An 18,096-nucleotide genomic window follows, 5' to 3' on the forward strand; every position below is an offset into this window, starting at 1 on the left:
CCGATGTCAGCCAATCGCAAAAAGTTCTATCTCACTACGCCGATCTACTACGTCAACGCGCGACCGCACATTGGCCATGCCTACACGACCATCGTCGCCGACGTTCTCGCCCGCCGCCACCGCCTGCTGGGCGACGACACCTTCTTCCTCACCGGCACCGACGAGCACGGCCAGAAGATCGAGCGCTCCGCCGCCGTCGCGGGCATAGCGCCGCAGCAGTTCGCCGACCAGGTCTCCATCCAGTTCCGCAACCTCTGGGACCGCATGGGTCTCACCTACGACCGTTACATCCGCACTACCGACGCGAAGCATAAGCGCGGCGCGCAAAAGCTCTTCGCAGACCTCTACGAACGCGGCCAGATCTACCTCAGCTCCTACACAGGTCAGTACAGCGTTGGAGAAGAGATCTTCGTCGAAGGCCCTCCCGGCACCATCGGCCCTGACGGCAAACCGACCGAAACCGTCACCGAGGAAAACTTCTTCTTCCGCCTGAGCGAGTACCAGCGCCCTCTGCTCGACCTCATCGAGTCCGACACGCTGGCGATCACGCCCGAAGCCCGCAAGAACGAGGTCCTGAGCTTCCTGCGCGGCAACGTCGTCGAAGGCCGCGCGGCTGGCCTTGAAATCGAAAACTCCAACACTGGCGCACCCTACGTAAAGGGCGCATTGCGCGACCTCTCCGTCTCGCGTTCGAGTTTCACGTGGGGCATCCCGGTCCCTGAACCCGCCGCCAGCGCCACCGACAAGAAGCATGTGATGTACGTCTGGCTCGACGCCCTGGCCAACTACATGACCGCCATCGGCTACGGCAGCGACGACCCGAAAGACACCGCCGAGTTCAACCACTACTGGCCCGCCGATGTGCACATCATGGCCAAGGAGATCACGCGCCAGCACTGCATTTACTGGCCCGCGTTTCTGCTGGCTGCCAATCTGTCGCTGCCAAAAGCTGTTACGGCCCACGGCTGGCTGCTCTTCGACAACTCGAAGATGTCGAAGTCCAAGGGCAACATCGTCCGCACGGAGACGATCCTTGATGCGTTTGGCGATGAAGTCTACGGCAAGCAGTTCCCTGACAGCACCAAGGCCGAGCGTGATCTGTTTGCTTCCGATGTGCTGCGGTACTTCCTGCTGCGTGAAATTCCGTTTGGGCAAGATGGCAGTTTCAGCTTCGATGCACTCGTCACGCGCTACAACGCGGACTTGGCAAATGGATATGGCAATCTCGTCAGCCGCACACTGTCGATGATCGCAAAGCGCGATGGGATTATTCCGGAAGACAAAGACGCGTTATTTGATCCTAACTTTATGGGCAATGATGTGCTCCCTTACAGCAGCATCAGAGCAACCGTAATGGAAGTTGCAGCCGACTTAGATCGATCGGCTTTCTCATCCTCGCTTTCCAAATTATGGTCTTTAGTCACATTGGTTGATGGCTACATCACCCAATACGCTCCATGGAAACTTGTAACATCGGATGACAAAGTCGATCAGTACAAAGCAAGCTTCATCTTGTATTCTGCTGCCGAATCAATCCGTATCGTTACAGCGATTCTCTACCCCACCCTGCCGACTGCCACCGCCAAAGTCTGGGCTCAACTCGGCCTCGGCGACATCGAAGTCGCCGCACGCAACGGCGAACTGAACAACCTGCAATGGGGCGGACTGAAGCCCGGAACAAAACTCGGCCCGCTGGCCCCCATCTTCCCTCGCGCCGACAAAGGACTCGTACAGATCATGACCGACATGGAAAACCCCACGCCCACTGAGGCCCGCCCCGAGGCTCCGCTGAAGGCCGCCGCTACACCTGCGCACGCACAGCCCGTACCCACCGACAGCACCCACCCTGCTGCGGCCCCGCGCACCAGCTCACTCGGCGAACCCTCCGGCTCTCTGCCAGTCGGCGGCAGCGGCTCCACGACGACCCACAACGGGCCAACACCCTCGCACACTGACGCTCCCGCCAGCGGCCCCTTCGCCTCGGTCGCCTCCCAGACGCCCATCACTGCCGGCCCAGCCGATGCCGCGCCCACCATCACCATCGACGACTTCGCCAAGATCGAGCTCCGCGTCGCACAAATCCTCGTCGCCGAGCGCATTCCGAAGGCCGACAAGCTCCTCCGCCTCGAGGTCGATCTCGGCCACGAGAAACGGCAGATCCTCTCCGGCATCGCCGAGTGGTACACCCCCGAAGACCTGATCGGCCGCCGCATCGTGGTCATCACCAACCTCGCTCCGCGCAAGATGCGCGGGCTGGAGTCGCACGGCATGCTGCTGGCGGCGTCGGAGGGCGAGGGCGGCAAGCCTGTGCTGGCTACGTTCGGAGAAGAGATTGCTCTGGGCTCAAGACTGAAATAAAGGCCGCTACGCCTGTCCGTGGCTCACCGAGACGACAAAGTACAGCGCCGGTGAGTCGCCGACATTGGTCAGGCCGTGCATCCTGTTCGATGCCGTATAAATCACGTCCCCCACGCCAACCGGTTCCGGCTTGCCTTCATTCAGGAACTCCAGCTTGCCCTGACGGATGAGCACAAACTCTGTGTTCCGGTGCTTATGCGGCGGGTGCGGCATCTTGCCAGGGGGCAGCATCGTTTCATGCACCTCTACAAACTCGCCGGTCGGCAGCGTTCCCTGCATGACCTGGCGTCCCCAGCCACCATTCTCGTTCTGCTTGACGGGCAGATCTTCGAAGCGAAAGACCTTGGATTGCGCCAGGGCACTATCCCCACTCGCTACCGCCGATTGGGCCTCCGAAACCCCGCACCCCAAAAAGGCGAACGCAGCCATGGCCGCACACATATCCCTGCGATTCATCGTTTCCATAGGTCTCTCCCCTTACTTGTTAATGTCTCCACCGATCGCGAAGACAAAGTATGCCGCCGCCCCGTCGCCGGCATTGCGAAGGGTATGCATCGTTCCTTTGGCAACAAAGATCACGCCACCAGCGTCCACGCGCTCGGTACGGCCATCGTGATCGAACTCCAGGGCACCTTCGCGAACGCAGATCACCTCGGTGTGCTCGATCCGGTGCGCCGGATTGGGCTTCGCCCCGGCAGGCTGCATGGACTCGTGCAAGGCCACAGGCTCCCCGGTAACGACCGCGCCATGAAGCACGTCGCGCCCCTCGCTACCGTTCGCTCCTGTGCGGACCGGCAGGCTTCCAAACGAGAACACCCGTGACTCGCTGCCCAGGCCACCGGCTTTTATCTCATCGCTCTTCAATGACTCTCCGAAAGGCCTCAAGACAGACTCACCGCCATGCCAGACATACTATCCTTCGCATCCACACACTCGCCACAAGGCGCAAGCCTGTAATCTGAAAGAGACCATGTACCTGATCGACTCACACTGCCATCTCGACGACTACGACAATCTCCCCCAGGTACTCGCCAACGCGCGGGAAGCGGGCGTGGCGAAGCTGCTGGCCATCGGGATAGGCGATGGGCCGGACACGATGCACCGCGCGCTCAATCTGGCACGTGAGCACGAACAGATCTTCGCCTCCGCCGGCATCCATCCGCAGGAGGCTCACCAGGCGACGCCCGAGCACCTTGCCAAGCTTGCCAGCCTCGTCGAAGACCCGCGCTGCATCGCCGTCGGCGAGATCGGCCTCGACTACTACCACCTCGACAATCCGGACATCGCCACACAGCACGCAGCCTTCGTCGCCCAGATGAAGATCGCCGTAGCCGTACGCAAACCGATCCTCATCCACTGCCGGACGTCCGAACTGGCCATCCCTGCGGCCAAGCAGAAGTACGAGCCCGCCGACGCCTGGGAGGACCTGCTCTCCCTCATCGCCGAGCACTGGACGCCCAGTGGCCTGCCCGGCATCATGCACTGCTTCTCCGGCAATGAAGACCAGGCCGCGCGTTCGCTCGCGGCGGGCTTCTATCTCTCCTTTGCCGGAAATCTCACCTACCCGAAGTCGACGACGATCCAGGCCGTCGCGAAGTCCGCGCCCGCCGACCGCATCCTCGTCGAAACCGACGCTCCGTTCCTCGCTCCAATCCCCTTGCGCGGCCAGACCAACGAGCCCGCTAACGTCGCCCACACGGCCCGGTATCTCGCCGGGCTGCGCGGCGCATCTTATGAAGAAGTAGCCGCACAGACCACTAAAAACTTTTACGAACTCTTCCCGCCAACGCGCGGCATAGAATAATCACCGCATCATAGACATAGCTTCGCAACAAGCGAACAGGACACCAACATGCCAGCAGATCAAAGTTTCGACGTCGTCAGCAAAGTAGAGATCCAGGAAGTAAAGAACGCCATCGACCAGGCGACCAAAGAAGTCAACGCCCGCTTCGACCTCAAGAACTCGAAGTCCACCATCGCCCTCGAAGGCGACGAGACTGTTCAGCTCGCCAGCCAGGACGAGTACACCATCAAGGCCGTCATCGAGATCCTCTCGCAGAAGCTGGTCAAGCGTGGCGTCTCGCTCAAGAACCTCGAGTACGAGAAGATTGAGCCCGCCTCGAACTCCTCCGTCCGCCAGAAGATCAAGCTGAAGCAGGGCATCGCGTCCGAACCGGCCAAGAAAATCGTCGCCCTGATCAAGGAATCGAAGAAAAAAGCGCAGGCCTCCATTCAGGGCGATACCGTCCGCGTGACCAGCAAAGATCGCGATACTCTTCAGGAAATCATGGGAATGCTGCGCGGCAAGGACTTCGGAGTCGATCTGCAGTTCACCAACTTCCGCTCAAACTAAAAATAAGTTCAACAACCGGAAGTCCATGTTCCTGCTACTCTTAATTCCAGCGTGAGTTCCCTTTCCATCGCGACCGCTACCGAGGTATTCGACCTCCTGCGTGACGACCTTGCTGCCATCGAGAGCGAGTTCGCCCACCAGTCCGACTCTCCCGTCGAAGTCGTTACCGACATTGCGCAGTACCTGATCGCCGGCGGCGGTAAACGTATCCGGCCGATGATGCTGCTGCTCTCCGCAAGGGCCGTCGGTTGCGAGTCGGAGGCGCGGATTCGCCTGGGCGCCGTCGTTGAGATGCTGCACACGGCGACACTGGTGCACGATGACATCATCGACGAGGCCAGCACGCGTCGCGGGCGGCCTTCGTCGAACACCACCTGGGGCAATGCCAAGTGCGTGCTCGCGGGCGACTGGCTCTACATGCAGTCCTTCCAGACGGCACTGGCCGAGCGCAACTTCCGCATCCTCGACCTGCTCATCTCGCTCACCCAGCAGATGGTCGAAGGCGAACTGCTGCAGATGGAGAAGCTCGGCCATCTGATCAACGAAGAAGAGTACTTCGACCTGATCTACCGCAAGACCGCCTGCCTGTTCAAGGTATCGATGCAGCTCGGTGCGGTGATCGCAGTGCCTCCAACCACGCCCAACGCCGCTCCCTTTGAAGAAGCACTGGGTGAGTATGGCCGCAACCTCGGCCTGGCCTTCCAGATCGTCGACGATGTGCTGGATCTCACAGCGCAGGACGACGTTCTGGGCAAGCCCACCGCCTCCGACCTGCGCGAAGGCAAGGCGACCCTGGCCGTCATCCACGCGCTGGAACGCGGCACGGGAGCCGATCGCGAGGCCATCCGCACGGTGCTCGCCGACCGCAGCTTCGCCCGCGTCGCTCACGCGGACATCCTTGAGATTCTGCAACGCCACGAGTCACTGGCCTATGCCATGGACACGGCCTGCGCCTACGCTGAAGCAGCTCGGCAATCCATCGCGGACCTTCCGGAGAGTGACTACAAGCGCGCGCTGCTGTGGGTTCCGGGGTTCGTTACAACGCGCGACCGGTAGAAGATCACACCAAAGAACGACAGGACTCCGCCCAGACAGGTATTGGATCGTAGAAGGTATAACCTCTGTGATCTTTCACAATGACCTTGTTATGCCCAATAAGCGTTGAATTATCGAAAACGATTGCCTCATCCGCTAGATTAAGCGCTTTCGGCAGATTCTCCAGGCTTCGCGGATAGCGACGTCTCTGATCTTCTTCCGGCACATCGTGGCCACCTCGCTTTACGCGATTCTTGACTCGTTGAAGATTCACGCTCACATCCGATGTGCCCACATAAAGCAGTCGAAGCCGATATCCAAGAGATGCCGCTCGCTTCATCATGTGAAGGTAGGTATTACCCGATAGCGTCGTTTCCACAAGAAAGCTCTCGCGTTTTGAGAGAAAATTTTCAGATCGGCGAAGCACTTCTCTACCAGCATCGATGGCCGAACCACCATGAGCTCCTGATATCTGCATATCCTTTGCAATAGCATCTGGATCAAGAATCGCAGTGCTTTGGAAAGTTTCGCGCCCAAATCTGGTGAGTGTACTCTTGCCGGCTCCATTAGCTCCGGCTACAACCGTCAGCAGCGGCATTAGCTTGCCTTCGCGCTCGGAGTTTCAGAAACGGTGTCCGGCTCAATCTTTTTTTCAGCAGTCGTCCATTCAAGGATTTTGTGTTCGATTGCAATCCCCTCATGGGTCACTTTCACGAGCCAATCGGCCAACTTGTGAATGTCCTGTTCCATGCCTCAAATCCTACTCTTCGTCGACATCCTCGTCATCCTCATCGCCCTCTTCATCCGCCACCGTCAGGGCCAACTCCTCCACCCGTACCGGCCCTGATTCTGACGGCTCCAGCAGCACCTGAATCCGGCTCTCCGCGCTCGAGAGCTGGGCCTTGCAGGCGTTCGACAGATGCACGCCGCGCTCGAACAGGCTGACGCTCTCATCCAGCGACAAGTCGCCGCGCTCAAGCTGCTCGACGACCTTCTCCAACTCCGCTAACTGATCCTCAAAGCTCGCCATTATGCAATCTCCTCCGTCAGACCAAGAACCTCGGCCGCGGCCGTGTACTTTCCGAAGGGAGCGCTCACCTGCACGCCCTGGACTGAACCACGCACACTCGCCAGCATCTCCTGCGCGATCTTGAGACCTTCCGCCAGTGCTTCCTCTTTACCGCCAGCCGCGGCCATGCGCACAAAGATCTCGTCCGGCATCGCGACCCGCAGGTCGTTCTTCATAAACTCCGCATTGCGCAGGCTGGTGAGCGGCCAGATGCCCGCAATCACAGGGATGCGGAACCCCTCAATGCGACGCAGAAAGTCCTCCAGCAAACGCAGGTCGAAGACCGGCTGCGTAATGCAGAACTCTGCTCCAGCCTCAACCTTGTACGCAAAACGCCGCACCTCGTGCTCGATATCGGGCACCCCTGGGTTCGCAGCAACGGAGATCGTAAAACCAGTCGATCCCCCGATCGGATTGCGCCCGATATCCAGGCCCTGATTAAGGCCATGGACAATATTCACCAGGCCGATAGCATCCACATCGAACACCGCGGTCGCATCGGGGTAGTTACCCATCTTCGGTGGGTCGCCCGTAAGGCACAGGATGTTCTTCAGCCCAATCGACGATGCTCCCAGCAAGTCACTCTGCATGCTCAACACATTGCGATCGCGGCACGTGTAGTGCAGGATCGTCTCGATGCCGACCTGCTGCTGAATCTGCACGCAGAGGCTCTGCGCTCCCATGCGCGCGCTGGCTCGCGGAGAGTCCGGCACGTTGATCACATGCACGCCCCGCTTCTTCATCAGCAGCGCGCCGGCAAGCTCCTTCGAGCAGTCGAAGCCCTTCGGCGGAACGATCTCCACCATCGTGACAAACTCGCCGTCTGCAATCATCCGGCCGATTTGCGAACGCTCGCCGAGCGGCCGCGGTTCCACACGATGCTCGCTCTCGCTGGCGTGCACGATATGCGGCGTATGTTCGGTCGCCCTCTCGCCGGACTCCTGCGCATCCATCGCGCGCAAAGAGCCGCGCATCGCACGAATATGTGCCGGGGTCGTGCCGCAGCATCCACCCACCCAGGAAGCTCCAGCCCGTACCGCCTTACGCACAAAGCTGGCCATGTACTCCGGCGAGGTGAGATAGATGTTGCGGCCTTCCACGTTGCGCGGCATACCCGCATTCGGCATCGCCAGCAGCGGCAGCGCGGTCGCCTCGCGCATGCGCTCGATCACCGTGAGCACCGTTGCCGGGCCTGAGCTACAGTTGCACCCAATAGCGTCCGCTCCAACGGCGGTCAATCGCTCGGCAGCGACCTCAGGGCTGGTTCCGTCAAGACAGTTGCCGTCCTCATCGACCGTCACCATCACGGCGACCTTCAGGTGCGGAGCTACCTGGCGAGCTGCCAGCACAGCCTGTTCCGCCTCGTCGATCGACATCATCGTCTCAATGATGATCAGGTCGACTCCCCCCTCGGCCAGGGCAGAGATCTGCTCGGCAAAGGCCTCGCGAGCCTCCTCCAGGCTGAGCTTGCCCAAAGGCTCCAGCCGTACCCCCAGAGGCCCTACGGCACCGGCGACAAAGGCTTCCGTGCCCTGTTTTTCGCGAATCGCATCGACGCTCTGGCGGGCAATCGCAGCCCCGGCCAGGTTGAACTCCCGCACCTTCTCGCGCAGCGCGAAGCGCTCCAGCCGGAAGGAATTCGCGCCGAAGGTATTGGTTTCAATGACCTCCGCTCCAGCCTGCAGATACTGCTGATGAACGGAGCGGACCATCTCGGGCTGCGACAGATTCAATTCGTCGTAACAACGGTTGATAAAAACACCGCAGCTATAAAGCATGGTGCCCATCGCACCGTCGCACAATACCGTGCCGCCGGCAAAAAGCCTATCGATCCCAACCGCCATTCGTCTCCCGTGTTCCTCGTGCATCCTCCATCGTATAACGTCACGAAGGAAGCAAAACGCGTGAAGCGGGGTTCCCCTTTGCTATACTCGGAACTAATAAATGCAGCAAATTGCTGTGGTCTCGCGACGGTTTGGAGTAGTTTACGTTGAAGAATAGAAGTCTCCCCGCACAGGTCGTTTCGGGCTTGCTCCTTGCAGTTGTCACGCTCGCGCTTACCGCGTGCAATCGCCTCTACGTATTTCCAGCCAACAACTTCGCTGGCCGCCCCATCCCCCCAAGCCAGATTCTGCAGCGTGTTCTGGCGGCTTACACCCTCAACGGCGCGCAGGGTGGCCTGGAGATTCTGGATGGTCTGCGCGACATTCGTACGAATATTCAGGACACGATCCCAGCCTTCACCATCTCCGGCTTCTCTGCCGCAGAACCGGTACAGATCATCAACTACCCGGAACAACTCACCGGTTACGTCCGTTCGTTTACCGATGGCACACTCCAGCAGATCAACTATGGCGCCGAAAAGAGCAATGGCGGTTTCCCATCGAATTTCGGAATTGCTAACTCCCCTTCCGCAGCCGCGACCACTGCGGGTACACGTTTTGCCGAAGCTGGGGAGACCGTCGGAATCCTGCAGGTCTCCGACAGTGGCGCAACTTACAACCTCAACCTTCCAAACGTCGATAAAGTAGCGATCGATCCAGGCAACACGATTATCCTGGCGATGGTTCGCAACTCGAACTCGCTCTATCGCGTGGTCAAGCTGGCTGCGTCTGTGAACCCCGTCAACCCTCCCGGCGCCATCGACTGCCAGCCGCTGTTGCTCCCGGTGTACTGTGTCGTCCCCGTACCGGGAACCTATGATCGTCCTGTAGATGCCTCCTTCTCGCTCGATGCGAGCAGCGTCTACATCCTGAACTGCGGCCCCGAATGCGGCGGCCAGCAGTCGAGCGTTACGGTTCTATCTGCTGCCGCCCTCGATGCTGACACTCCCCCAACGAGCTCAACTTACCCGTCTCCGCTGCAGAACATCTCCGTGCCGAATCCCATCCCTGTTCCAGGCGGGGTCACGACAGCACTCTCCGATGGCACAACTCTTTATCTTGCGGGGCAGAGTCTTCAGGGCAACGGTCTTTTCGGCGGCAATCTTTCGCTTCTGAACCTGGCCAACTACACCCTGCAACCGACCACCTACAGCATCTCCGACGGCACCCACTCGAGGATGTTGTTTGCCGACAACAACACGCTGTGGATCGGCTCGCAGAGCTGCGCCAACGGACCTCGCGCAGCTCGCGCCACCAGTGGAGACCAAACCCAGGCAGCCAACTATAACTGCCTCACCCGCTTCGTCACGGGAGGCAATACCGTTCTTCCTTCGTGGGCTGCCGGAACCAACTATACGATCGGCCAGAAAGTTACCGACGGCACCAACGTCGAGTACGCACTGACTGCCGGCACATCCGGTAAGAGCACTCCAACCTGGCAGACAGGAATCGATCAGGCGACCACTGACGGTGGCGTTAGCTGGGTTAATCTGGGCGCTGTCAGCCCGGTGGAGATCGTTCCCGCAGTCACCCCCAACAACAAGACCAACACGAATATCACCGTCCAGTACGTCAATACCAACCTGAACGAGATGTACTACGGCGATCTGAACGGCATCTGCTGGGTGCAGAACTACAACAAGGTCTATTCGGCCTACGGCGGCCAGATTCACGCCTTCTCAACCGTAGATGACAGTGAAATCGACAACTCCCTCATCACCGTCCAGGGCACCGTACTCGACGTTGCCTATATGGATGCGTTGACCAACGCCGCCAACTAATCATCTCTTCTATGCCTGGCACAAGCAGCACGCCACCACAGGTCGATGTACTCGCCATCGCAGCTCATCGCGATGACGTAGAGCAGACCTGTGGTGGCACGCTGCTTGTGCAGCACTCCCTGGGCTGGCGTACGGGCATTCTCGATCTCACACGAGGAGAGAGCGGCACCCGCGGCACTGCCGCCGAACGCGCCGCGGAAGCCGAAGCCGCCGCACGCATTCTGCATGTCTCACACCGCGAGGCGCTCGACCTGCCCGATGGCAACGTGCAGAACACCCTCGAAAATCGGCTGAAGATCGCCGCTGTCCTGCGCCGTCTGCGGCCTCGTGTCGTGATCCTTCCCTACTGGCAGGGCCGCCATCCGGACCATTACACCTCGGCGACCCTTGGCTACGAGGCCTGCTTTGCCGCAGGCCTGTCGCGGCTCGATCTGCCTTCGGAACACGGCGCGCCACATCGCCCCTACAAGATTCTCTACGCCTCGCTGTATTCCGATGTACGCCCTACGTTCGTCGTCGACATCACGGAGCACATCGAGACAAGGCTGCAATCGTTGCTGGCCTATCGCTCCCAGTATGGCGAGCAGCACGCAGGAGCGGGCCTCTTCGTTCCCGAAAGCGATATCCGCGAACGCATGTTCGCGACAGCGCGACACTATGGTCTTCTTGCCGGGGTTCGCTACGCTGAGCCCTTTGTGCAGAAAGAAGTGGGCGCGGTTCAAGACCTGATGATGCTGCCCGTGCAGAGCATTTAGCTTCGAAACGCTATTTGAGCCGCCGCACCCGGGCCAGAGACTTCAAATAATCCTTCACAGGCTCGGCAGGAGTCCCCGCAAACATCTCACCGGGCCCTGTCACCGTCTTGCCCGGAAAGATGCCTCCCTGCCCCCCAAGAATGACCCCTGGTCCCACATTGACGTGGTCGCCAAGCCCTACCTGACCGGCCAGCACAGCCCCATCCCCTACTGTCGTTGAGCCGGAGATACCCACCTGGGCGGCGATCACCACATGGCGGCCGATGTTGCAGTTGTGCCCAATATGCACCAGGTTGTCGATCTTCGCGCCCCGGCCGATCCGCGTCTCGCCCAGCGCTCCACGGTCGATAGTGGTGTTCGCGCCGATCTCTACGTCATCCTCGACGACCAGGCGGCCTTGCTGAGGAAACAAAAGGTACTCGCCAGTCCCGGAGTTGCGTACATAGCCGAACCCCGTTGCACCCAGCACCGCGCCGGACTGCACGACAACACGATCCCCGAGCGTCGCTCCCTTGCAGATCGTCGTCCGGCTGCCGATATTGCAATCCGCGCCGATGACAACATTCGCTTCGATCACCGCACCCGCACCCACCCGCGTCCGCTCACCCAGGATCGCAGAGGCATCGATGCTGGCAGCCGGATGATGGAGCGGGCTATCGTCAGGCACCGCGAGCTCTCTCGCGACTAAGGCAAACGCATACTTCGGATCGCGCACCCAGAGCACACGAATGTCGTCGCTCTCCAGGGTGCCGCGCCGCGCAAGAATCAATCCCGCATGGGATGCCAGTGCCGCTCGCAGCGTCGTTTCGTCCTGGGCAAAGACCAGGGCCTCCGCCTCTGCGCCCTCGATCTCCGAGACATGCGAGAGAATGGCCTGCGATGCCGTTTCAACCCCCAAAAGCGCGGCAATCTCCGTTGCCGTTCTGCGAATCGCACTCATTTGTAAAAGCTCCCTTCGCCTTCGGGCCTGGTCTTCCAGCGGCGATGCACCCAGAGCCACTGCTCCGGATAGCGACGGACATAGGATTCGATCGTTGACGTGAAGAGTGCCGTATTCGCCAGGATGTCCGCCTGCGTATCTTCCGTGCGCACCAGGCTGAGCTCTTCGCCGAAGTGCAGCACGTAGCGTCTTTCGCTCTCCTCCCACAGGAGAAATCCCGGCAGCACCGCCGCGCCGGTCTTCAGCGCGACCCGCGCCAACCCGGACGCCGTACAGGCCTCGACACCGAAGAACGGCACGAAGACCCCTTGTGGCGGAGTCATATTCGTGTCCATCAGGATCCCGACCGTCTCGCCGCGCTGCATCGCCGACAGCAAGCCACGGGCGAAGTCGTCTTTATGCAGGACACGATTGCCATGCATGCAGCGTATTCCGTTGACGAACGCATCCACCCTTGGATTGTCCAGCCTGCGAATGACCAGCGACATGGGATAGCCCCGCAGCGAGTGATAAAAGCTCGACAACTCCCATGCGCCCAGATGCCCGGTCAAAACCAGTACACCCTTGCCTTTGTCGCGGGCCTGAAGATAATTCTCCAGCCCTTCGTAGCGGACGAACTTTGAGGCGCTCTCCAGCGTGTAGCCGCGCATCTTGCAGAACTCCGCCATCTGCCAGCCCAGCCTGATGTAGAGCTTGTGGAGAATCTCGCGGCGCTCTTCTTCGGTCTTCTCTGGAAAGGCCAGCTTGAGATTTCGCAGGCCTGTCCGCCTCAGGCCCCCAAGTCCTTTCCAGCACACCCAGCCAATCGCCGCCCCCGTCCCTCGCGCTATCGATCTTGGCAGCAGGCCTATGGCTCCTACCAATCCGCGCAGAGCCCAATACTCCACGTTCTCCCGAAAGGAGGGTGTCACCGGCAACGAGGTCTGCGAGATAGCGGCCAAGAACTCAGTGTACGCAATGCAGACATTCCAGTCTCTCTCCAGACAAGCAGAAGGGCGGCCGGGGCCGCCCTTCTTTGCCTTGCATATTGCCTGGTTGGTTTAGTGGTTGTCCTGCGAGACGATGAAGTACTTCGCAACGGTGTGGACAAAACGACGTGCGTTCTGGGGTGTCGGCGAGTTGCCGTGCAGCACGCCCTCGAACGGGATATCTGCGCCATATTCAGCGCGGGTGTCATCGCCATTCTGCGAGAGCACTGTGCCGTCCAGATCGATACCGGCAAAGAGTCCCTTGCTGCGCGAGTAGGTCAGGAATTCGGCATTCAGCTTCCAGTCCGTACCTGCCTGTGCGTTGCGGCCCACGGGACCGGCTGTGGCAGCAGCATCGCCGCCGATCTTGAACTTGGACTTCAGCATGTCCTGAAGACCATTCTTATTCATCGCGACCAGTATGAGATCCGTGGACTGTCCACCGATCTGCCAGCCGAAGCTGCCACCAGCCAACTGTACGAACACCGGAGCACTCCAGCCACGCGGCGTGCGGCACGTTGCCGCACCCTGACCGTACTGACCGCCTACGATGAAAGCACCCTTTTTATAGGCCGGAATGACCACTACACAATGAGCACCCGCCAGAATGGACTGAGGAATTCCCTTATCCGGGGTCGCCATTACTTCATCGATTACGTCTGCCGCCGCGTTCAAACGATCCGTCAACTTGGCATCCTGTGCATGTGCATGTACAGGGATCAAACCAGCCGACATCACCAGGGCACAAAGGACTACGCTTACTTTCTTCATCGCATTGCCTTTCAATAGCGAGTTTGCGGCTATTTATAATTTCTGCCGCCTCAGGAAGTCAGATGGGATATAGCCATACCGGGGTTGCACAAGAAAAAACAGAGGTTATGAGGCATTACCGCCCGGCTCTCCTTGTCAGGATGCAGTTTCAGCTTCAGAGGCACCCATGCGATTCTTCCAGTGGGTCCAGATAAACCACACGACTCCAACCAGCAAAACCAGCTCCACGCCATGGTGGAACTTATCGAAGACCGCCTTGAAGCGCGGGTCGGTCTGGAAGCGTTTGCCCAGCTTCATACCCACATACGCCAGGACGTAGCACCAGGGCCACGAGCCAATAAACGTGTAGAGATGAAAGCGGAACTGATTCATCTTCGCCATTCCCGCCGGGAACGCAATGAATGTCCGAACGATCGGCAGCATCCTGCCAATCAGTACGGTGATGGAGCCGAAGCGGGCGAAGAAGTGCTCAGCCATGTCCAGATCGCGCTTGCTGAGCAGCAGGTACCGGCCAAAGCGTTCCACCATCGGACGGCCGCCTTTAGCACCGATCCAGTAAGCCGGAATCGACCCCAGATTGGAAGCCAGGGACGCGAGGGTCGCCAGGAGGATGAGCTGCATCTGCGAGTGGGCCAGCGCATAACCCGCGAAGGGCATGATGACCTCAGACGGAATGGGAATGCAGGCCGACTGAATCGCCATGAGCAGGACAACGCCGGCATAACCTCCCGCGCTGATGAAGGCCACCAGGATTGCAATGAGTTTCTCTGACATTCCTGTGCAGTATATCGGACAAATACTCCGGGTGCCCCATCCTCGACGCACGGTTTTATCGTGCGGCAGGGTGGGGTATCGTGCAAAGCACGACCGTCTTTTGCTCGTAGTGGAAACTATTCCTGGATGGAGGAGTGCGGTCGTTTGCTACCACAAACGATATCCCCGACGCAGAGCGTGCTTCGAAGATCAGTGGGGCTCGCTTGGCATCCATACCCCACCCTGCCGCACGATAAAACTGTGCGTCGAGGATGGGGCACCCGGACTTCCAGGGATTGATCAATCTCCAGGTGAGTCCCCCGCCATATTTGCTACGATTGCCCTATGTCCGAAGTCGTAAAAGCACCCGAAGCAGCCGCCTCCAGCACCCCTGAAAACTCCGCTCCCGCCAAGCCCCAGACCGGCGGCTATGGCGCTCCCCCCGCTCATAGCGGCCCTCCGGTCAAACGTCAGATCGTCTGCTTCAGCTTCTACAAGCTGCTGCCCGAGTGGCGCAGACTCCCCGCCGACGAAAAGGCCGCTCACAAAGCCGCCTTCGCCGACGTACTGGCCCGCTGGAACAAGCCCGGCGAGTTCCTCTCCCTGACCTACTCGACCATCGGAACGCGCGGAGACGTCGATATGTGCGTCTGGTCGATCGGCTATGCCATTGACGAGTTGAACAAGATGCGCTCGGAGCTACTCGCCACTCCCCTCGGCGGCTACCTTGAGTGCCCGCACAACTTCCTCGCCATGACCAAGCGCTCGCAGTACCAGATCGACCGTGAAGACGAGAGCGAAGGCGAAGGCCGCGGTGCGATTCGTCCCGGCGGACAGAAGTACATCTTCATCTATCCGTTCTGGAAGACGCGCCCCTGGTACCTGCTCTCCCTGACCGAGCGCAAGCGCCTGATGGACGAGCACATCCGCGTCGGCCTGCTCTACCCGCGCGTCAAGCTGAACACCACCTACTCCTTCGGCATCGACGACCAGGAGTTCGTCGTCGCCTTCGAGACCAACTTCCCCGAGGACTTCCTCGACCTCGTGCAGCAGCTTCGTGAGACCGAGGCCAGCCTGTACACCCTCAAGGACACTCCGATCTTCAGCTGCGTACGCCTGAAGCCGATGGAGATGCTGGATCGGTTGGGATAACGATGTCGCGAACCCCGTACAAGAGCGGACAGCGGAAGCGTCCAACGCAAAAGTCGCCTGCCGTCTTGCGCGACGAACGCGCACTGGAGCGGGACAGAGCCGTCAGCGAGATAGTTAGAAATGTGCTAACTCCGCCGCAGCGGCTGAAACCCGCTGCGCGGAAGGCTGCCATTGAAGGCGTTCCGGCAGCAAAAGCTCGGAAGATAGCAGCCAAAGAACCAGTTGCGCCAAAGGCCAAACGCGGCAAGACCGCGAAGCCGCTGGCGCCGGAACGTGTTGCCGCAATTCTCGACGCTCTGCGGAAGACTTACCCAAACGTAGTCTGCGCCCTGACACACCGCAACGCCTTCGAGCTCACCATCGCCACCGCTCTCTCGGCCCAGACGACTGACGTCACCGTGAACAAGGTCACCCCAGAGCTGTTCAAGATGTTTCCGACACCGAAGGCTTTGGCCGAAGCTCCCCTGCTGGAGATCGAGCGGATCATCCATACGACCGGCTTCTACCGGGCGAAGGCCAAGAACATCAAGGGTGCCGCACAGGTGCTCGTGGAGAAGTTCAACAGCCAGGTCCCGAAGACCATCGAGGAGATGATCCAGCTCCCCGGCGTCGCGCGCAAGACAGCGAACGTCGTTCTGGGCTCCTGGTTCGGGATTCCCTCAGGAGTCGTGGTCGATACGCACGTGCTGCGCATCTCGCGGCGGCTGGAGCTTACCCAGGCGACCGAACCCGTCAAAGTAGAGCAGGACCTGCAAAAGGTTATCCCACAGGATCGCTGGATTCAGTTCTCGCATGAACTGATCCATCACGGACGTCAGGTCTGCATCGCCCGCAAGCCCAAATGTGTGGATTGCAGTCTGGAAAAACTGTGCAACTCTGCGGATAAAACGTGGAGTTCGCACTAAAACCCGTCCCGACCACTGCAAAACAGGGCGTTATCTACATTGACTCATGCAGCCAATGTAGACACAAGTTCTTGTTTAACCCCGAAGGGGCGGCCCCATCACAGCCCAGGGCCTAGCCCTGGGTTTCAAACACAGATAAAGCACTGAGGGCTGAAGGCCCGACCTATCGGCAGCACAACGATAGATCGGGCTTACAGCCTAATGTCACTTACTTTGTAGCTAACTATGCCAGCTTCTTGGTGGGCAGCACGATCAACCCTAGAAGCTAAATGGAGCGCAGAGGCTAAACGGCCATGGGCACAAGCCCCAAAGGGGCGGCATATCCCAGCCTGGGGCGCAAGCCCCAGGTAAGAATCGAACCATGAATCAAGCGCTGAAAGCGCGATATATCTCGTTTGCACTGGCGAGATATACCGGGCTTTCAGCCCTCGATTTCCTGGCGGGCATGTACCTGGGGCTTGCGCCCCAGGCTGGGATAGGCCGCCCCTTCGGGGCTAAGTGAGTCCCAAACGCTATCACTGGCTACATCTATTTGAAGGCTACTTAAAGTGTTCAACAATTGCAGCCGCCAGAGAAACCACACTCGCTTCTTTCGCCTCGACATGCGGTGGAAAGCCTAGCTGAACGAGCGTCTGTGACGTAATCGGCCCAATCGAGACTCGCAGGATCTGTGGCGGAAGCGTAGCCCCAGCGGCTTCCAGCAGCGCAAAAAGATTCTGCGCCGTGGACGAACTGGTAAAGGTAACAGCATCCGGATAGTTCTCAGGGCGAGAGAACATCTCGCGGATCGCCGGAATCGAGCTCTCGGGAATGACAGTGCGGTAGGCCGGAGCGATGATTACCTCAGCGCCGGCAGCACCCAGGGTCTCAGGGAGATGATCGCGAGCCTGTTCGGCACGTACCAGCAGAAAACGCGTGGAAGAGCCATCAGGCTGAGACGCATAAGGCAGAAGCGCCTGAGCAAAAGACTCGGCAACAGCCTGCTGGGGGATAAGGTCTACGGTCAGACCAGCGGCCTCAACAGCGCGAGCTGTAGCCTGGCCGACGGCCGCCATTCGCGGCATCCGCACCCCGCTCGGAGATAACAACCTGCGTGCGAAGACTTCAACGGCATTGGCACTGGTAAAGAGAAGCCAGTGGAACGTATCGAGATGTTGAAGCGCAGCGTCGAGTGCAGCAAAGCTGACAGGCGATGTGGTTTCGATGGCCGGAATCAAAATGGGATCAATGCCCGCCATGCGCAGTTGTTCAGCGAGTTCAGAGGCTTGATGCGGGGCGCGCGTGACGAGGACACGGGGATGGATCATCGAAACCACACAGCTTTCTTTTCGCAGTCTTGTGAGTATTTCATCTCTACCACCCATAAAAAAGAT

At 59.6% G+C, this 18,096-nt stretch carries 20 protein-coding genes; 9 read left to right on the plus strand and 11 right to left on the minus strand.

Features of this window, described 5'->3' with window-relative positions:
- The first annotated feature begins 3 nt into the window (after nt 1-3).
- Entirely contained in the window at nt 4-2,358 is a 2,355-nt protein-coding gene (gene metG, locus ACIX8_RS16750; RefSeq protein WP_014266558.1) for a methionine--tRNA ligase subunit beta, read from the plus strand.
- A gap of 6 nt (nt 2,359-2,364) precedes the next feature.
- Here the strand turns inward: metG and ACIX8_RS16755 are convergent, their stop codons facing one another.
- The gene (locus tag ACIX8_RS16755) at nt 2,365-2,823 is read right to left on the minus strand and encodes a cupin domain-containing protein (RefSeq protein WP_014266559.1); all 459 of its coding nucleotides are present in this window, start codon (nt 2,821-2,823) and stop codon (nt 2,365-2,367) included.
- A gap of 12 nt (nt 2,824-2,835) precedes the next feature.
- Nucleotides 2,836-3,222, minus strand: coding sequence for a cupin domain-containing protein (locus ACIX8_RS16760; RefSeq protein ID WP_014266560.1), 387 nt, complete (start codon nt 3,220-3,222; stop codon nt 2,836-2,838).
- Nucleotides 3,223-3,328: 106 nt separating this feature from the next.
- Here ACIX8_RS16760 and ACIX8_RS16765 point away from each other — a divergent pair, with 106 nt between their 5' ends.
- From ACIX8_RS16765 to ACIX8_RS16775, 3 genes are read left to right on the plus strand one after another with little or no spacing between them, the layout of a single operon-like run.
- Nucleotides 3,329-4,162 (plus strand): TatD family hydrolase, encoded by an 834-nt coding sequence (locus ACIX8_RS16765; RefSeq protein ID WP_014266561.1) that lies wholly within the window; start codon nt 3,329-3,331, stop codon nt 4,160-4,162.
- A gap of 48 nt (nt 4,163-4,210) precedes the next feature.
- Complete coding sequence (locus ACIX8_RS16770) at nt 4,211-4,711, plus strand: YajQ family cyclic di-GMP-binding protein (RefSeq protein WP_014266562.1); 501 nt, start codon at nt 4,211-4,213, stop codon at nt 4,709-4,711.
- Between the two features lie 51 nt (nt 4,712-4,762).
- Entirely contained in the window at nt 4,763-5,767 is a 1,005-nt protein-coding gene (locus tag ACIX8_RS16775) for a polyprenyl synthetase family protein (RefSeq protein ID WP_014266563.1), read from the plus strand.
- Nucleotides 5,768-5,771: 4 nt separating this feature from the next.
- Here the strand turns inward: ACIX8_RS16775 and ACIX8_RS16780 are convergent, their stop codons facing one another.
- Genes ACIX8_RS16780 through ACIX8_RS16790 form a run of 4 tightly spaced genes read right to left on the minus strand, consistent with a single transcriptional unit; the run spans nt 5,772 to nt 8,659 of the window.
- The gene (locus ACIX8_RS16780) at nt 5,772-6,344 is read right to left on the minus strand and encodes a zeta toxin family protein (protein WP_014266564.1); all 573 of its coding nucleotides are present in this window, start codon (nt 6,342-6,344) and stop codon (nt 5,772-5,774) included.
- Entirely contained in the window at nt 6,344-6,496 is a 153-nt protein-coding gene (locus ACIX8_RS25990) for a hypothetical protein (protein WP_014266565.1), read from the minus strand. Before ACIX8_RS25990 ends, ACIX8_RS16780 begins: the two co-directional genes overlap by 1 nt.
- 10 nt (nt 6,497-6,506) lie before the next feature.
- A complete protein-coding gene (locus ACIX8_RS16785; RefSeq protein ID WP_014266566.1) occupies nt 6,507-6,776 on the minus strand; it encodes an exodeoxyribonuclease VII small subunit in 270 nt (89 codons plus the stop codon).
- A complete protein-coding gene (locus ACIX8_RS16790) occupies nt 6,776-8,659 on the minus strand; it encodes a bifunctional homocysteine S-methyltransferase/methylenetetrahydrofolate reductase (RefSeq protein WP_014266567.1) in 1,884 nt (627 codons plus the stop codon). The genes ACIX8_RS16785 and ACIX8_RS16790 overlap by 1 nt, the downstream gene beginning before the upstream one ends.
- A gap of 146 nt (nt 8,660-8,805) precedes the next feature.
- Here ACIX8_RS16790 and ACIX8_RS16795 point away from each other — a divergent pair, with 146 nt between their 5' ends.
- Nucleotides 8,806-10,479, plus strand: coding sequence for a hypothetical protein (locus ACIX8_RS16795; RefSeq protein ID WP_014266568.1), 1,674 nt, complete (start codon nt 8,806-8,808; stop codon nt 10,477-10,479).
- Between the two features lie 11 nt (nt 10,480-10,490).
- Nucleotides 10,491-11,234 (plus strand): bacillithiol biosynthesis deacetylase BshB1, encoded by a 744-nt coding sequence (gene bshB1, locus ACIX8_RS16800; protein ID WP_014266569.1) that lies wholly within the window; start codon nt 10,491-10,493, stop codon nt 11,232-11,234.
- 10 nt (nt 11,235-11,244) lie between these two features.
- Here bshB1 and lpxD read toward each other — a convergent pair whose 3' ends face one another.
- The 4 genes from lpxD to ACIX8_RS16820 all read right to left on the minus strand — a co-directional run bounded on the left by lpxD (nt 11,245) and on the right by ACIX8_RS16820 (nt 14,687).
- On the minus strand, nt 11,245-12,174 hold the full coding sequence (gene lpxD, locus ACIX8_RS16805; RefSeq protein ID WP_014266570.1) for a UDP-3-O-(3-hydroxymyristoyl)glucosamine N-acyltransferase: 930 nt from the start codon (nt 12,172-12,174) through the stop codon (nt 11,245-11,247).
- Entirely contained in the window at nt 12,171-13,115 is a 945-nt protein-coding gene (locus tag ACIX8_RS16810; protein ID WP_014266571.1) for a lysophospholipid acyltransferase family protein, read from the minus strand. Before ACIX8_RS16810 ends, lpxD begins: the two co-directional genes overlap by 4 nt.
- 99 nt (nt 13,116-13,214) lie before the next feature.
- Nucleotides 13,215-13,913 carry a lipid-binding SYLF domain-containing protein gene (locus tag ACIX8_RS16815; protein ID WP_014266572.1) on the minus strand — a complete coding sequence of 233 codons (699 nt, stop codon included), beginning with the start codon at nt 13,911-13,913 and terminating at the stop codon, nt 13,215-13,217.
- 135 nt (nt 13,914-14,048) lie between these two features.
- Nucleotides 14,049-14,687, minus strand: a complete 639-nt coding sequence (locus ACIX8_RS16820) for a DedA family protein (RefSeq protein WP_014266573.1) — start codon at nt 14,685-14,687, stop codon at nt 14,049-14,051.
- Nucleotides 14,688-15,011: 324 nt separating this feature from the next.
- Between ACIX8_RS16820 and ACIX8_RS16825 the strand changes: the two genes are divergently transcribed.
- From ACIX8_RS16825 to ACIX8_RS25995, 3 genes are all read left to right on the plus strand, one after another.
- Nucleotides 15,012-15,818: a chlorite dismutase family protein gene (locus tag ACIX8_RS16825; RefSeq protein WP_014266574.1), complete on the plus strand. Its 807-nt coding sequence runs from the start codon at nt 15,012-15,014 to the stop codon at nt 15,816-15,818.
- A 2-nt stretch (nt 15,819-15,820) separates the two neighbouring features.
- Nucleotides 15,821-16,723, plus strand: a complete 903-nt coding sequence (gene nth, locus ACIX8_RS16830; RefSeq protein WP_014266575.1) for an endonuclease III — start codon at nt 15,821-15,823, stop codon at nt 16,721-16,723.
- A 361-nt stretch (nt 16,724-17,084) separates the two neighbouring features.
- Nucleotides 17,085-17,225 carry a hypothetical protein gene (locus ACIX8_RS25995; RefSeq protein ID WP_190273683.1) on the plus strand — a complete coding sequence of 47 codons (141 nt, stop codon included), beginning with the start codon at nt 17,085-17,087 and terminating at the stop codon, nt 17,223-17,225.
- 37 nt (nt 17,226-17,262) lie between these two features.
- Here ACIX8_RS25995 and ACIX8_RS16835 read toward each other — a convergent pair whose 3' ends face one another.
- A complete protein-coding gene (locus ACIX8_RS16835; protein WP_014266576.1) occupies nt 17,263-18,030 on the minus strand; it encodes a uroporphyrinogen-III synthase in 768 nt (255 codons plus the stop codon).
- Nucleotides 18,031-18,096 lie beyond the last annotated feature (66 nt).

The organism is Granulicella mallensis MP5ACTX8 (genome assembly GCF_000178955.2).
Classification (GTDB): Bacteria; Acidobacteriota; Terriglobia; order Terriglobales; family Acidobacteriaceae; genus Granulicella; species Granulicella mallensis.

Bases quoted from the DNA above. Each gene is read 5' to 3' on its own strand.
- metG (WP_014266558.1), top strand. From the start codon at position 4: ATGTCAGCCAATCGCAAAAAGTTCTATCTCACTACGCCGATCTACTAC.
- ACIX8_RS16755 (WP_014266559.1), bottom strand. From the start codon at position 2,823: ATGGAAACGATGAATCGCAGGGATATGTGTGCGGCCATGGCTGCGTTC.
- ACIX8_RS16765 (WP_014266561.1), top strand. From the start codon at position 3,329: ATGTACCTGATCGACTCACACTGCCATCTCGACGACTACGACAATCTC.
- ACIX8_RS16770 (WP_014266562.1), top strand. From the start codon at position 4,211: ATGCCAGCAGATCAAAGTTTCGACGTCGTCAGCAAAGTAGAGATCCAG.
- ACIX8_RS16780 (WP_014266564.1), bottom strand. From the start codon at position 6,344: ATGCCGCTGCTGACGGTTGTAGCCGGAGCTAATGGAGCCGGCAAGAGT.
- ACIX8_RS25990 (WP_014266565.1), bottom strand. From the start codon at position 6,496: ATGGAACAGGACATTCACAAGTTGGCCGATTGGCTCGTGAAAGTGACC.
- ACIX8_RS16785 (WP_014266566.1), bottom strand. From the start codon at position 6,776: ATGGCGAGCTTTGAGGATCAGTTAGCGGAGTTGGAGAAGGTCGTCGAG.
- ACIX8_RS16790 (WP_014266567.1), bottom strand. From the start codon at position 8,659: ATGGCGGTTGGGATCGATAGGCTTTTTGCCGGCGGCACGGTATTGTGC.
- bshB1 (WP_014266569.1), top strand. From the start codon at position 10,491: ATGCCTGGCACAAGCAGCACGCCACCACAGGTCGATGTACTCGCCATC.
- lpxD (WP_014266570.1), bottom strand. From the start codon at position 12,174: ATGAGTGCGATTCGCAGAACGGCAACGGAGATTGCCGCGCTTTTGGGG.
- ACIX8_RS16815 (WP_014266572.1), bottom strand. From the start codon at position 13,913: ATGAAGAAAGTAAGCGTAGTCCTTTGTGCCCTGGTGATGTCGGCTGGT.
- ACIX8_RS16820 (WP_014266573.1), bottom strand. From the start codon at position 14,687: ATGTCAGAGAAACTCATTGCAATCCTGGTGGCCTTCATCAGCGCGGGA.
- ACIX8_RS16825 (WP_014266574.1), top strand. From the start codon at position 15,012: ATGTCCGAAGTCGTAAAAGCACCCGAAGCAGCCGCCTCCAGCACCCCT.
- nth (WP_014266575.1), top strand. From the start codon at position 15,821: ATGTCGCGAACCCCGTACAAGAGCGGACAGCGGAAGCGTCCAACGCAA.
- ACIX8_RS25995 (WP_190273683.1), top strand. From the start codon at position 17,085: ATGAATCAAGCGCTGAAAGCGCGATATATCTCGTTTGCACTGGCGAGA.
- ACIX8_RS16835 (WP_014266576.1), bottom strand. From the start codon at position 18,030: ATGATCCATCCCCGTGTCCTCGTCACGCGCGCCCCGCATCAAGCCTCT.